The sequence below is a fragment of the Pseudomonas sp. GYB4201 genome, from assembly GCF_056312595.1.
In genome coordinates this window covers 46,493-60,394 of sequence record NZ_JBWGIG010000018.1, presented here as the reverse complement: position 1 = coordinate 60,394, position 13,902 = coordinate 46,493, and the positions used below count along the sequence as shown (strand labels likewise).

Here is a 13,902-nt window from a genome sequence, read left to right as displayed (position 1 = left end):
TGCTGCGGCATCCAAATCCAAAGTTTCGGGAGAGTTAACATGGGCAAGATTATCGGCATCGACCTGGGGACCACCAACTCCTGCGTCTCCATTCTGGAAAACGGCAAGGCCAAGGTTATCGAGAACGCTGAAGGCGCTCGTACCACCCCATCGATCATCGCTTACGCCAACGACGGCGAAATCCTGGTTGGCCAGTCGGCCAAGCGCCAGGCCGTCACCAACCCGCACAACACCCTGTACGCGGTAAAGCGTCTGATCGGCCGTCGTTTCGACGAAGAAGTCGTGCAGAAAGACATCCAGATGGTCCCTTACAAGATCGTCAAGGCTGACAACAGCGACGCCTGGGTGGAAGTGAACGGCCAGAAAATGGCTCCGCCACAGATTTCCGCCGAAATCCTGAAGAAAATGAAGAAAACCGCCGAAGATTACCTCGGCGAGGCAGTGACTGAAGCGGTCATCACCGTGCCTGCCTACTTCAACGACAGCCAGCGCCAGGCCACCAAGGATGCCGGTCGCATCGCAGGTCTCGACGTAAAACGCATCATCAACGAACCAACCGCAGCCGCACTGGCCTACGGCATGGACAAGGCCAAGGGCGACCACACCGTGATCGTCTACGACCTGGGTGGCGGTACCTTCGACGTGTCGGTCATCGAGATCGCTGAAGTCGACGGCGAGCACCAGTTCGAAGTACTGGCTACCAACGGCGACACTTTCCTGGGTGGCGAAGACTTCGACATCCGCCTGATCGACTACCTCGTCGACGAGTTCAAGAAAGAAACCGGCATGAACCTGAAGGGCGACCCCCTGGCCATGCAGCGTCTGAAAGAAGCCGCTGAAAAAGCCAAGATCGAGCTGTCCTCCAGCCAGTCGACCGACGTCAACCTGCCGTACATCACTGCAGACGCCACCGGTCCTAAGCACCTGAACGTGAAAATCTCGCGTGCCAAGCTGGAATCGCTGGTTGAAGACCTGGTTCAGCGCACCATCGAGCCTTGCCGCATTGCCCTGAAAGACGCCGGTATCGACGTTGGCTCGATCAACGACGTGATCCTGGTCGGCGGCCAGACCCGCATGCCGCTGGTACAGAAAGCCGTTACCGACTTCTTCGGTAAAGAAGCTCGCAAGGACGTAAACCCCGACGAAGCCGTTGCCATGGGTGCTGCCATCCAGGGCGCCGTGCTGGCCGGTGACGTGAAAGACGTACTGCTGCTGGACGTCAGCCCGCTGACCCTGGGTATCGAAACCATGGGTGGCGTGATGACCGCGCTGATCGAGAAAAACACCACGATTCCTACCAAGAAATCGCAAGTGTTCTCGACTGCCGACGACAACCAGAGCGCCGTGACCATCCACGTGCTGCAGGGCGAGCGCAAGCAAGCCGCGCAGAACAAGTCGCTGGGCAAGTTCGACCTGTCCGAGATCCCGCCAGCCCCACGGGGTGTTCCACAGATCGAGGTTACCTTCGACATCGACGCCAACGGCATCCTGCACGTAGGCGCGAAAGACAAGGCTACCGGCAAGACCCAGTCGATCGTGATCAAAGCCAACTCGGGCCTGTCTGACGAAGAAATTCAACAGATGATCCGCGACGCCGAAGCGAACTCGGAAGAAGACCGCAAGTTCGAAGAACTGGCCGCTGCCCGCAACCAGGGTGACGCGCTGGTGCACTCGACTCGCAAGATGGTCACCGACGCGGGCGACAAGGTCACCGCCGAAGAGAAAACCGCTATCGAAGCGGCCGTGGTTGCCCTGGAAGCCGCTGTCAAAGGCGACGACAAGGCTGCCATCGACGCCAAGGTCGAAGAGCTGTCGAAAGTCAGCGCGCCGGTTGCCCAGAAGATGTACGCCGAACAGGCCGAACAGCCTGCAGGCGCGGCAGCCCAGCCTGCTGAAGAAGCCGGCAAGCACGACGACGTCGTCGACGCCGAGTTCGAAGAAGTCAAAGACCACAAGTAATTACTGCTTGTTGTCGGCCAGTTGACTGCCCTTTGGCAGTCGCTGGTAGGATGTCGCCGCGCGGGGGCTTGCTCCCGCGTTGGCGTGTCTGGAATAGACGAATTTTTACAGCATGCGACTGACTCGGATGCTGTCGGCACGGTCGGAGGCCCTCGTGCGCTCCGACGTCCTGAAGAGACAATAGAACTATGTCAAAGCGTGACTATTACGAGGTTCTAGGGGTCGAGCGCGGCTCCAGCGAAGCCGATCTGAAAAAGGCCTATCGCCGCCTGGCGATGAAGCACCACCCGGACCGTAACCCGGGCGACAAAGCGTCGGAAGACATGTTCAAGGAGGCCAACGAGGCCTACGAAGTGCTGTCCGACTCCAGCAAACGCGCAGCCTACGACCAGTATGGCCACGCCGGCGTCGACCCAAGCATGGGTGGCGGTGGCGGCTTTGGCGGCGGCGGTGCCAACTTCTCCGACATCTTCGGCGACGTATTCAGCGACTTCTTCGGTGGCGGCGGCCGTGGCGGCTCCCGCGGCGGCGCCCAGCGCGGCAGCGACCTGCGCTACACCCTGGAACTGAACCTGGAAGAAGCGGTGCGCGGCACCACGGTCAGCATTCGCGTGCCGACCCTGGTCAACTGCAAGCCGTGCGACGGTTCGGGCGCCAAGAAAGGCTCCGCGCCGGTCACCTGCCCAACCTGTGGTGGTATCGGCCAGGTGCGCATGCAGCAGGGCTTCTTCTCGGTACAGCAGACCTGCCCGCGCTGCCATGGCCAGGGCAAGATCATTTCCGACCCGTGCGAATCCTGCCGTGGCGAAGGCCGCGTGGAAGAGTACAAGACCCTGTCGGTGAAAGTGCCGGCTGGCGTCGACACCGGTGACCGCATCCGCCTGTCGGGCGAAGGCGAGGCCGGCACCCAGGGTGGCCCGACCGGCGACCTGTACGTGGTGATCAACGTGCGCGAGCACGACATCTTCCAGCGCGACGGCAAGCACCTGTACTGCGAAGTACCGATCAGCTACACCGAGGCTGCCCTGGGTGGCGAGCTGGAAGTGCCGACCCTGGACGGCCGCGTGAAGCTGAAGATCCCCGAAGGCACCCAGACCGGCAAGCAGTTCCGCCTGCGTGGCAAGGGCGTGGCCCCTGTGCGTGGCGGCGGTGCTGGCGACCTGATGTGCCGCGTGGCGGTGGAAACCCCGGTCAACCTTAGCCGCCGTCAGCGCGAGCTGCTGGAGGAGTTCCGCTCGACCCTGGAAGGCGACAGCTCGCATTCGCCCAAGGCCAGCGGCTGGTTTGAAGGCGTGAAGCGCTTCTTCGGCGATCTGTAAGGAATCTGGCATGAGACGTATTGCGGTGATGGGCGCTGCCGGGCGCATGGGCAAGAACCTGGTCGAGGCCGTGCAGCAGCGCGCGCCGCTGACCGGCCTGACCGCGGCGATCGTTCGCCCGGGCAGCACGATGATTGGCGCCGACGCCGGCGAGCTGGCCTCGCTGGGCCGTATCGGCGTGCAGTTGACCGGCAACCTGGAGCAGGTGGCGGATGAATTCGATGTGCTCATCGACTTCACCCTGCCGGACGTGATGCTGAAGAACCTGGCGTTCTGCCGCAAGGCAGGCAAGGCCATGGTCATCGGCACCACCGGCCTGAACGCCGAGCAGAAGCAGTTGCTGGTGGAGGCGGGCAAGGACATCCCGATCGTCTTCGCTTCCAACTTCAGCGTCGGCGTGAACCTGTCGTTCAAGCTGCTGGACCTGGCGGCGCGGGTGATGGGCGAAGAGGCCGACATCGAGATCATCGAGGCTCACCACCGCAACAAGGTCGACGCGCCTTCGGGCACGGCCGTGAGCATGGGTGAAGTGGTGGCCAAGGCCCTGGGGCGCGACCTGTCCAAGGTGGCGGTCTATGGCCGTGAAGGCCACACCGGCGTGCGTGAGCGCGACACCATCGGCTTCGCCACCGTGCGTGGCGGTGACGTGGTGGGCGACCACACCGTGCTGTTCGCCGCCGAAGGCGAGCGCCTGGAGATCACCCACAAGGCCTCCAGTCGCATGACCTTCGCCAAGGGCGCCGTGCGCGCTGCCCTGTGGCTGGATGGCAAGGCTGCCGGGCTTTACGACATGCAGGATGTGCTGGACCTGCATTGATCTTTCACTTGTAGCAGCTGCCGCAGGCTGCGTCCCGTCGCCGCACCGTGTGGCGGCCGGACGCAGCCTTCGGCAGCTGCTACGGGTTGCCGGGGGCGAAAAAGCTCGCTGGCAGGCCTGCTCCCACGTACAATTACGGCTCCAGACCCCGTTTTAACCCCGCCACGCGATTCCTTGTCGCATTCCTCTGCCTTTCAGGCTCATTGGCGGTAGATAAAAAAATCATTTTTCTGTAAGCTACAGCTTTAGTGTGTCCACTAAAAGCGCGCAGATAATTCGATGAAGAAGCGGGGTGACGTGTCTATACGTCATTCCGCTTTTTTACAACCTGCGATCGCCCTTTCAGGTTTTATTTACGGGAGGTCTTCTTGACTAAGCCAGCCATACTTGCCCTTGCTGATGGCAGCATTTTTCGCGGTGAAGCCATTGGCGCCGACGGCCAGACTGTCGGTGAGGTGGTGTTCAACACCGCAATGACCGGCTATCAGGAAATCCTTACCGATCCTTCCTATGCCCAGCAAATCGTTACCCTGACCTACCCGCACATCGGCAACACCGGCACCACCGCCGAAGACGCCGAGTCGAACCGCGTCTGGTCCGCCGGCCTGGTCATCCGTGACCTGCCACTGGTTGCCAGCAACTGGCGCAACACCCAGCCCCTGGACGAATACCTGAAGGCCAACAACGTCGTTGCCATCGCCGGTATCGACACCCGTCGCCTGACCCGCATCCTGCGTGAAAAAGGCGCCCAGAACGGCTGTATCATGGCCGGTGACAACATTTCCGAAGAAGCCGCCATCGCCGCCGCTCGCGCCTTCCCAGGCCTGAAAGGCATGGACCTGGCCAAGGAAGTGACCACCAAGCAAGCCTACCAGTGGCGCTCCAGCGTCTGGAACCTGGCCACCGACAGCCACCCGGAAATCGCTGACAGCGAACTGCCGTACCACGTGGTTGCCTACGACTACGGCGTCAAGCTGAACATCCTGCGCATGCTGGTAGAGCGCGGCTGCCGCCTGACCGTGGTGCCGGCGCAGACCCCTGCCGCCGACGTGCTGGCCCTCAACCCTGACGGCGTGTTCCTGTCCAACGGCCCGGGCGACCCCGCGCCATGCGACTACGCTATCCAGGCCATCAAGGACGTGCTGGAAACCGAGATCCCGGTCTTCGGCATCTGCCTGGGCCACCAGCTGCTGGCCCTGGCCTCCGGCGCCCAGACCGTGAAGATGGGCCACGGCCACCACGGTGCCAACCACCCGGTCCAGGACCTCGACACCGGCGTTGTGATGATCACCAGCCAGAACCACGGTTTTGCCGTTGACGAGGCGACCCTGCCAAGCAACGTGCGGGCGATCCACAAGTCGCTGTTCGACGGTACCCTGCAGGGCATCGAGCGCACCGACAAGAGCGCGTTCAGCTTCCAGGGCCACCCTGAAGCCAGCCCAGGCCCGAACGACGTGGCCCCGCTGTTCGACCGCTTCATCGACGCCATGGCCAAGCGCCGCTGAGTGAAGCTGTTGGAAGCGTAACGCGCGCCGTGCAGGCCCCGCTTCAAGCGGAGACAGCCTGCCCGGCGCCGCCAAAGAATGTTCAAGGCGGCTCGCCTGAGGGCCTGCCGACTGACCTGCGGATTTGAGTGACAACCATGCCAAAACGTACAGACTTAAAAAGCATCCTGATTCTCGGCGCCGGCCCCATCGTGATCGGCCAGGCCTGTGAATTCGACTACTCCGGCGCCCAGGCCTGCAAGGCCCTGCGCGAAGAGGGCTACCGCGTCATCCTGGTGAACTCCAACCCGGCCACCATCATGACCGACCCGGACATGGCCGACGCCACCTACATCGAGCCGATCAAGTGGCAGACCGTTGCCAAGATCATCGAGAAAGAGCGTCCGGACGCCGTGCTGCCGACCATGGGTGGCCAGACCGCCCTGAACTGCGCCCTGGACCTGGAACGCGAAGGCGTGCTGGAAAAGTTCGGCGTGGAAATGATCGGTGCCAACGCCGACACCATCGACAAGGCTGAAGACCGTTCGCGTTTCGACAAGGCCATGAAGGCCATCGGCCTGGCGTGCCCGCGTTCCGGTATCGCCCACTCCATGGAAGAAGCCAACGCGGTCCTCGAGACCCTGGGCTTCCCGTGCATCATCCGTCCATCGTTCACCATGGGCGGCACCGGTGGCGGTATCGCCTACAACCGTGAAGAATTCGAAGAAATCTGCGCCCGTGGCCTGGACCTGTCGCCGACCAAGGAACTGCTGATCGACGAATCGCTGATCGGTTGGAAAGAGTACGAGATGGAAGTGGTCCGCGACAAAAAGGACAACTGCATCATCGTCTGCTCCATCGAGAACTTCGATCCGATGGGCGTGCACACCGGTGACTCGATCACCGTTGCCCCTGCACAGACCCTGACCGACAAGGAATACCAGATCCTGCGTAACGCCTCCCTGGCGGTGCTGCGCGAGATCGGCGTGGAAACCGGCGGTTCGAACGTGCAGTTCGGTATCTGCCCGAACACTGGCCGCATGGTCGTGATCGAGATGAACCCGCGCGTATCGCGTTCCTCGGCACTGGCCTCGAAAGCCACCGGCTTCCCGATCGCCAAGGTCGCGGCCAAGCTGGCTGTTGGCTACACCCTGGACGAACTGCAGAACGACATCACCGGCGGCAAGACCCCGGCGTCCTTCGAGCCGTCCATCGACTACGTCGTCACCAAGCTGCCACGCTTCGCCTTCGAGAAATTCCCGAAAGCCGACGCCCGCCTGACCACCCAGATGAAATCCGTGGGTGAAGTCATGGCCATCGGCCGTACCTTCCAGGAATCCCTGCAGAAAGCCCTGCGCGGCCTGGAAGTGGGTGTTTGCGGCCTGGACCCGAAAGTCGAGCCAAGCAACCCCGAGTTCCACAGCATTCTGAAGCGCGAACTGACCGTGCCGGGCGCCGAGCGCATCTGGTACGTGGCCGACGCCTTCCGTTCGGGCATGACCTGCGACGAAATCTTCGCCCTGACCGCTATCGACCACTGGTTCCTGGTGCAGATCGAAGACCTGATCAAGGATGAAGAGCGCGTCAAGACCCTGGGCCTGGCCGACATCGACAAGGCCCTGATGCTGAAACTCAAGCGCAAGGGCTTCTCGGACCAGCGCCTGGCCAAGCTGCTGGGTGTTACCGACAAGAACCTGCGTCGTCACCGCCACAAGCTGGAGATCTTCCCGGTCTACAAGCGCGTTGACACCTGCGCCGCCGAGTTCGCCACCGACACCGCCTACCTGTACTCCACGTACGAGGAAGAGTGCGAGGCCAACCCGTCGACCCGCGACAAGATCATGATCCTGGGCGGTGGCCCGAACCGTATCGGCCAAGGCATCGAGTTCGACTACTGCTGCGTACACGCGGCCCTGGCGCTGCGTGCCGATGGTTACGAAACCATCATGGTCAACTGCAACCCGGAAACCGTGTCCACCGACTACGACACCTCCGACCGCCTGTACTTCGAGCCGCTGACCCTGGAAGACGTGCTGGAAGTGGTACGCGTCGAGAAGCCGAAAGGCGTGATCGTCCAGTACGGCGGCCAGACCCCGCTGAAACTGGCCCGTGCCCTGGAAGAAGCCGGCGTGCCGATCATCGGCACCAGCCCTGACGCCATCGACCGTGCCGAAGACCGTGAGCGCTTCCAGCAGATGGTCCAGCGCCTGAACCTGCTGCAGCCGCCAAACGCCACCGTGCGCAGCGAAGAAGAAGCCATCCGCGCTGCCGGCGCCATCGGCTACCCGCTGGTGGTGCGCCCGTCCTACGTTCTGGGCGGCCGTGCGATGGAAATCGTCTACGAACTGGACGAGCTCAAACGCTACCTGCGTGAAGCGGTGCAAGTGTCCAACGACAGCCCGGTGCTGCTGGACCACTTCCTCAACTGCGCCATCGAGATGGACGTGGACGCGGTCTGCGACGGCACCGACGTGGTGATCGGCGCGATCATGCAGCACATCGAGCAGGCCGGCGTTCACTCCGGTGACTCCGCTTGCTCGCTGCCACCGTACTCGCTGCCTGCCCACGTGCAGGACGAAGTGCGCGAGCAGGTCAAGAAGATGGCCCTGGAACTGGGCGTGGTCGGCCTGATGAACGTGCAGCTGGCCCTGCAGGGCGACAAGATCTACGTGATCGAAGTCAACCCGCGCGCCTCGCGTACCGTACCGTTCGTGTCCAAGTGCATCGGCACTTCCCTGGCCATGATCGCTGCCCGCGTGATGGCTGGCAAAACCCTGAAAGAGCTGGGCTTCACCAAGGAAATCATTCCTAACTTCTACAGCGTGAAAGAGGCGGTCTTCCCGTTCGCCAAATTCCCTGGCGTAGACCCGATCCTGGGCCCAGAGATGAAGTCCACCGGTGAAGTCATGGGTGTCGGCGACACCTTCGGCGAAGCCTTCGCCAAGGCCCAGATGGGCGCCAGCGAAGTGCTGCCTACCGGCGGCACCGCGTTCATCAGCGTGCGTGACGACGACAAGCCACTGGTGGCTGGCGTTGCCCGCGACCTGATCGCCCTGGGCTTCGAAGTGGTTGCCACCGCTGGCACCGCGCGCGTCATCGAAGAAGCCGGCCTGAAAGTACGCCGTGTGAATAAAGTGACCGAAGGTCGCCCGCACGTGGTCGACATGATCAAGAACGACGAAGTCACCCTGATCATCAACACCACCGAAGGCCGCCAGTCGATCGCTGACTCCTACTCCATCCGTCGCAACGCGCTGCAGCACAAGATCTACTGCACCACGACCATTGCTGCTGGCGAAGCGATCTGCGAAGCGTTGAAGTTCGGTCCGGAAAAGACCGTGCGTCGCTTGCAGGATCTTCACGCAGGATTGAATGCATGAATAAATACCCCATGACCGTCCAGGGCGCTCGCGCCCTGGAGGAAGAGCATGCCCACCTGACCAAGGTCGTGCGCCCCAAGCTCAGCCAGGACATCGGCACTGCCCGTGAACTGGGTGACCTGAAGGAAAACGCCGAGTACCACGCTGCCCGCGAACAGCAGGGCATGGTCGAGGCGCGCATCCGTGACATCGAAGGCCGCCTGCAGAACGCCGTGGTCATCGACGTCACCACCATCGAGCCTACCGGCAAGGTGATCTTCGGCACGACCGTCGAGATCGCCAACGTCGAGACCGACGAGCGGGTCAAGTACCAGATCGTTGGCGAAGACGAAGCCGACATCAAGCTGGGCAAGATCTCGGTCGGCTCGCCGATCGCGCGCGCCCTGATTGCCAAGCAGGAAGGCGACGTGGTGGTGGTCAAGACGCCAGGCGGCGTTATCGAGTACGAGATTGTCGAAGTCAGCCACATTTGAAAAACGTCGCCCGTTCATGGCGGGCGCGATCATCTGGCAGCTTGCCCAGGTACTCTGGGTGGGCGGCCTGTGGTTCCTGCAACTGGGCGTGATGCCGGCGCTGACCCACATCGGGTTGGCGCCGGTGCTCATTCAGGACGTGGGCGCGCAAATGACCGCGCTGCTGGTGGGTTTCTGTGCGTTCTGTGTGGTATTGCAGGCGCTGGTGCTGATCAGTGGCCTGGGCTTTGCGGCCCTGTGGCGTGACTCGCGTGGACAATTGCTGTCCATGGCCCTGATGGCCGCCGCGTTGTACGGCGTGGTGACCGTCGGGGCGCTCGACCCGTTGCGGTGGCAGATATTCTGTTACCTGGCGCTGGGCCTTTGTGGCCTGGCGCTGGTGTTGCAACCGGTGCCGGCCAGGGCGCGCCAGGCGCGCCACTGACCGTCGCGAACATCACTTGTAGCGATGGATGTTCGAAAGCTGCTTGTTCGGCTGTGGGTTGCGGCGATAGATCAGCGCTTTCTTGCCGATGGTCTGCACCAGCTCGGCGCGGCCAGCCTTGCACAGCTCGGCAATGGTCGCGGCACGGGCTTCACGATCTTCGGAGCGAATCTCGACCTTGATCAATTCGTGGTCGACGAGTGCGCGTTCGAGTTCTTCCAGAACTCCTTCAGTCAGGCCATTGCCTGCCACAATCAGAACTGGTTTCAGATCGTGGCCAATGGATTTGTACTGTTTCTTCTGCTCGTTAGTGAGCGGCATAATCTGACCCTTAGTTTGGATTTTGCAAAAATGGCGGCCATTTTACCCGAGGGCCCGTGGATCCGCCCAATTAATCACGACCCTTATCATCGAGGTGCCCAATGGCGCGTTCCAAGACAAGCCTTGGTTGGCTGAAAGAACATTTCAACGATCCTTACGTCAAAAAGGCGCAAAAGGACGGTTATCGCTCGCGAGCGAGCTACAAACTGCTTGAAATCCAGGAAAAGTACCGCCTGATCCGTCCCGGCATGAGCGTGATCGACCTGGGCGCAGCGCCTGGTGGCTGGTCGCAGGTGACCAGTCGTCTGATTGGTGGCCAGGGCCGCCTCATCGCCTCCGACATCCTGGAAATGGACAGCATCCCGGACGTGACCTTCATCCAGGGTGACTTCACCGAGGACGAAGTGCTGGCGCAGATTCTCGAGGCCGTGGGTAATTCGCACGTGGACCTTGTGATTTCGGATATGGCCCCCAATATGAGTGGTACGCCCGAAGTGGACATGCCCAAGGCGATGTTCCTGTGCGAGCTGGCGCTTGACCTGGCGACCCGCGTGCTCAAGCCTGGCGGCGACTTCGTGATCAAGATTTTCCAGGGCGAAGGGTTCGATCAATACCTCAAGGACGCCCGCAAGAAGTTCGACAAGGTGATCATGCTCAAGCCGGACTCCTCGCGTGACCGTTCCCGCGAACAGTACATGCTGGGGCGTGGTTACAAGGGCGAGTAAGGCCTGCGCCGGGCAGGTGTCGAGGTAGCCCATAGTTTTTTCCAATCGGATGGACTGCGTGGCCGGGATCGACATCGTGTAGTCTAGTTTTCACAAAGGGTTACAGACGGCACCTGCAGACAAACAGGTTATGTAGTAAGTTAAGCCGGTGATTATCATGCGAAGCACGCCTGCGCGGGTTGCGGGTAGCAGGCTTCAGAGGGTAGCGAATTGAACGATATGGCAAAGAATCTGATCCTGTGGTTGATCATTGCGGCCGTGCTGGTGACGGTGATGAACAACTTCTCCAGCCCCAATGAGCCTCAGACCCTCAACTATTCCGACTTCATCCAGCAGGTCAAGGATGGCAAGGTCGAGAAAATTACCGTTGACGGCGTGGTCATCACCGGCAAGCGCAATGATGGCGACAGCTTCAAGACCATTCGTCCGAACATTGCCGACAACGGCCTAATCGGCGACCTGGTCGACAACCACGTGGCCATCGAAGGCAAGCAGCCCGAGCAGCAGAGCATCTGGACTCAACTGCTGGTGGCGAGCTTCCCGATCCTGGTGATCATCGCGGTGTTCATGTTCTTCATGCGCCAGATGCAGGGCGGTGCGGGCGGCAAGGGCGGGCCGATGAGCTTCGGCAAGAGCAAGGCGCGCCTGCTGTCCGAAGACCAGGTCAAGACTACATTGGCCGACGTCGCCGGTTGCGACGAAGCCAAGGAAGAAGTGGGCGAGTTGGTCGAGTTCCTGCGCGACCCGGGCAAGTTCCAGCGCCTGGGCGGTCGTATCCCGCGCGGCGTGCTGATGGTCGGCCCTCCAGGTACCGGTAAGACCCTGCTGGCCAAGGCCATCGCGGGCGAAGCCAAGGTGCCGTTCTTCACCATTTCCGGTTCCGACTTCGTGGAAATGTTCGTGGGTGTCGGTGCCAGCCGTGTGCGCGACATGTTCGAGCAGGCCAAGAAGCACGCACCCTGCATCATCTTCATCGACGAGATCGACGCCGTGGGTCGCCACCGTGGCGCCGGCATGGGTGGCGGTCACGACGAGCGTGAGCAGACCCTCAACCAGTTGCTGGTGGAGATGGACGGCTTCGAGATGAATGACGGCATCATCGTCATCGCCGCGACCAACCGTCCGGACGTGCTCGACCCTGCGCTGCTGCGTCCAGGTCGTTTCGACCGCCAGGTGGTGGTTGGCCTGCCGGACATCCGCGGCCGCGAGCAGATCCTCAAGGTACACATGCGCAAGGCGCCACTGGGTGACGACGTCAACCCGGCGGTCATCGCCCGTGGTACCCCTGGCTTCTCCGGTGCGGACCTCGCCAACCTGGTCAACGAGGCCTCGCTGTTCGCTGCCCGCAACGGCAAGCGCATCGTCGAGATGAAGGAGTTCGAGCTGGCGAAAGACAAGATCATGATGGGCGCCGAGCGCAAGACCATGGTCATGTCCGAGAAAGAGAAACAGAACACTGCGTACCATGAAGCCGGTCACGCCATCGTCGGCCGTATCGTGCCCGAGCACGACCCGGTCTACAAAGTGTCGATCATTCCTCGTGGCCGCGCCCTGGGCGTGACCATGTTCCTCCCCGAGGAAGACCGCTACAGCCTGTCCAAGCGTGCGCTGATCAGCCAGATCTGCTCGCTGTACGGCGGCCGTATCGCCGAGGAAATGACCCTGGGCTTCGACGGTGTCACCACCGGCGCGTCCAACGACATCATGCGTGCCAGCCAGATTGCCCGGAACATGGTCACCAAGTGGGGCCTGTCCGAGAAGCTGGGCCCATTGCTGTACGCCGAAGACGAAGACCAGGGCTTCCTGGGTCGTGGCGGCGGCGGTGCCAATTCCAGCGTCTCGGGTGAAACCGCGAAGATGATCGACCTGGAAGTGCGCAGCATCATCGACCAGTGCTACGGCACGGCGAAGCAGATCCTCACCGATAACCGCGACAAGCTGGACGCCATGGCGGACGCCTTGATGAAGTACGAGACCATCGATGCCGATCAGATCGACGACATCATGGCTGGCCGCACGCCGCGCGAACCGCGTGACTGGTCGGGCGGCTCAGGCTCTACCGGCACCCCAGTGCCGCGGGACGACCGTCCCGAGAGCCCGATCGGCGGTCCTGCAGCTCAACACTAAGGCCTGACATGACTTCACAGCAGTACCCAACCCGGTTGCCTTGCGGCAACCGGGTTCTTGATTTAAGCCGTACCCATGTCATGGGTATCCTCAATGTCACCCCCGATTCCTTCTCCGATGGCGGCCGGTTCAACCAGCTCGACGTGGCCCTGCGCCACGCCGAAGCCATGGTGCAGGCCGGGGCCACGCTGATCGACGTCGGTGGCGAGTCCACCCGGCCCGGTGCGCGCGTGGTCACCCCGCTCGAAGAGCTGGAGCGCGTGGCGCCGGTGGTGGAAGCCATCGCCCGGGAAATCGACGTGATCATCTCGGTGGACACCTCCACGCCGGCCGTCATGCGCGAGACCGCGCGGGTAGGCGCCGGGCTGATCAACGACGTGCGCTCGCTGCAGCGTGACGGCGCCCTGGATGCCGCGGCCGCCACCGGCCTGCCGGTGTGCCTGATGCACATGCTGGGCGAGCCCGGCAACATGCAGGACGACCCTCACTACCACGACCTGGTGGGCGAGGTGACCCAGTTCCTCGACGAGCGCATGCAGGCTTGTGCGGCGGCGGGTATCCCGGCCGAGCGCATCATCCTCGACCCGGGCTTCGGCTTTGCCAAGACCCACGAGCACAATCTCAGCCTGTTCAAGCACATGCAGGCCCTGGAAGCCCTTGGGCGGCCCCTGTTGGTGGGTGTGTCGCGCAAGAGCATCGTGGGCCTGGCGTTGGGCCGGCCGGTGTCTGAACGCCTCTACGGCAGCCTGGCGCTGGCAGCGCTGGCCATGTTCAAGGGCGCAAGGATCCTTCGCGTGCACGATGTGGCGGAAACCGCCGACGTCGTACGCATGATCACAGCGGTAGAAACCGCTGAATAAGAATGACGGAGCA

Annotated in this window: 11 protein-coding genes; 10 read left to right on the top strand and 1 reads right to left on the bottom strand. The window is 62.2% G+C overall.

What is annotated here, in order from left to right; all coding sequences use genetic code 11:
• Window positions 1-39: 39 nt before the first annotated feature.
• The 7 genes from dnaK to AC0Z2B_RS18095 all read left to right on the top strand — a co-directional run bounded on the left by dnaK (window position 40) and on the right by AC0Z2B_RS18095 (window position 9,856).
• Complete coding sequence (dnaK, locus tag AC0Z2B_RS18125) at window positions 40-1,959, top strand: molecular chaperone DnaK (protein ID WP_416422392.1); 1,920 nt, start codon at window positions 40-42, stop codon at window positions 1,957-1,959.
• A gap of 188 nt (window positions 1,960-2,147) precedes the next feature.
• The gene (gene dnaJ, locus AC0Z2B_RS18120) at window positions 2,148-3,278 is read left to right on the top strand and encodes a molecular chaperone DnaJ (protein ID WP_416422393.1); all 1,131 of its coding nucleotides are present in this window, start codon (window positions 2,148-2,150) and stop codon (window positions 3,276-3,278) included.
• A 10-nt stretch (window positions 3,279-3,288) separates the two neighbouring features.
• The gene (dapB, locus tag AC0Z2B_RS18115) at window positions 3,289-4,095 is read left to right on the top strand and encodes a 4-hydroxy-tetrahydrodipicolinate reductase (protein WP_416422394.1); all 807 of its coding nucleotides are present in this window, start codon (window positions 3,289-3,291) and stop codon (window positions 4,093-4,095) included.
• Window positions 4,096-4,463: 368 nt separating this feature from the next.
• Window positions 4,464-5,600, top strand: coding sequence for a glutamine-hydrolyzing carbamoyl-phosphate synthase small subunit (carA, locus tag AC0Z2B_RS18110; protein WP_476298471.1), 1,137 nt, complete (start codon window positions 4,464-4,466; stop codon window positions 5,598-5,600).
• Between the two features lie 137 nt (window positions 5,601-5,737).
• A complete protein-coding gene (carB, locus tag AC0Z2B_RS18105; RefSeq protein WP_416422396.1) occupies window positions 5,738-8,959 on the top strand; it encodes a carbamoyl-phosphate synthase large subunit in 3,222 nt (1,073 codons plus the stop codon).
• Window positions 8,956-9,432 (top strand): transcription elongation factor GreA, encoded by a 477-nt coding sequence (gene greA / locus AC0Z2B_RS18100; protein ID WP_416422397.1) that lies wholly within the window; start codon window positions 8,956-8,958, stop codon window positions 9,430-9,432. The genes carB and greA overlap by 4 nt, the downstream gene beginning before the upstream one ends.
• A complete protein-coding gene (locus tag AC0Z2B_RS18095; RefSeq protein ID WP_476298469.1) occupies window positions 9,410-9,856 on the top strand; it encodes an MFS transporter in 447 nt (148 codons plus the stop codon). Before greA ends, AC0Z2B_RS18095 begins: the two co-directional genes overlap by 23 nt.
• A gap of 12 nt (window positions 9,857-9,868) precedes the next feature.
• Here the strand turns inward: AC0Z2B_RS18095 and AC0Z2B_RS18090 are convergent, their stop codons facing one another.
• Entirely contained in the window at window positions 9,869-10,177 is a 309-nt protein-coding gene (locus tag AC0Z2B_RS18090) for a YhbY family RNA-binding protein (RefSeq protein ID WP_416422399.1), read from the bottom strand.
• Between the two features lie 101 nt (window positions 10,178-10,278).
• On the opposite strand from AC0Z2B_RS18090, the gene rlmE reads away from it, so the two are divergent.
• From rlmE to folP, 3 genes are all read left to right on the top strand, one after another.
• The gene (rlmE, locus tag AC0Z2B_RS18085; protein WP_416422400.1) at window positions 10,279-10,902 is read left to right on the top strand and encodes a 23S rRNA (uridine(2552)-2'-O)-methyltransferase RlmE; all 624 of its coding nucleotides are present in this window, start codon (window positions 10,279-10,281) and stop codon (window positions 10,900-10,902) included.
• A gap of 219 nt (window positions 10,903-11,121) precedes the next feature.
• Window positions 11,122-13,029, top strand: a complete 1,908-nt coding sequence (ftsH, locus tag AC0Z2B_RS18080; RefSeq protein WP_416422401.1) for an ATP-dependent zinc metalloprotease FtsH — start codon at window positions 11,122-11,124, stop codon at window positions 13,027-13,029.
• An 8-nt stretch (window positions 13,030-13,037) separates the two neighbouring features.
• The gene (folP, locus tag AC0Z2B_RS18075; RefSeq protein ID WP_476298467.1) at window positions 13,038-13,889 is read left to right on the top strand and encodes a dihydropteroate synthase; all 852 of its coding nucleotides are present in this window, start codon (window positions 13,038-13,040) and stop codon (window positions 13,887-13,889) included.
• Window positions 13,890-13,902 lie beyond the last annotated feature (13 nt).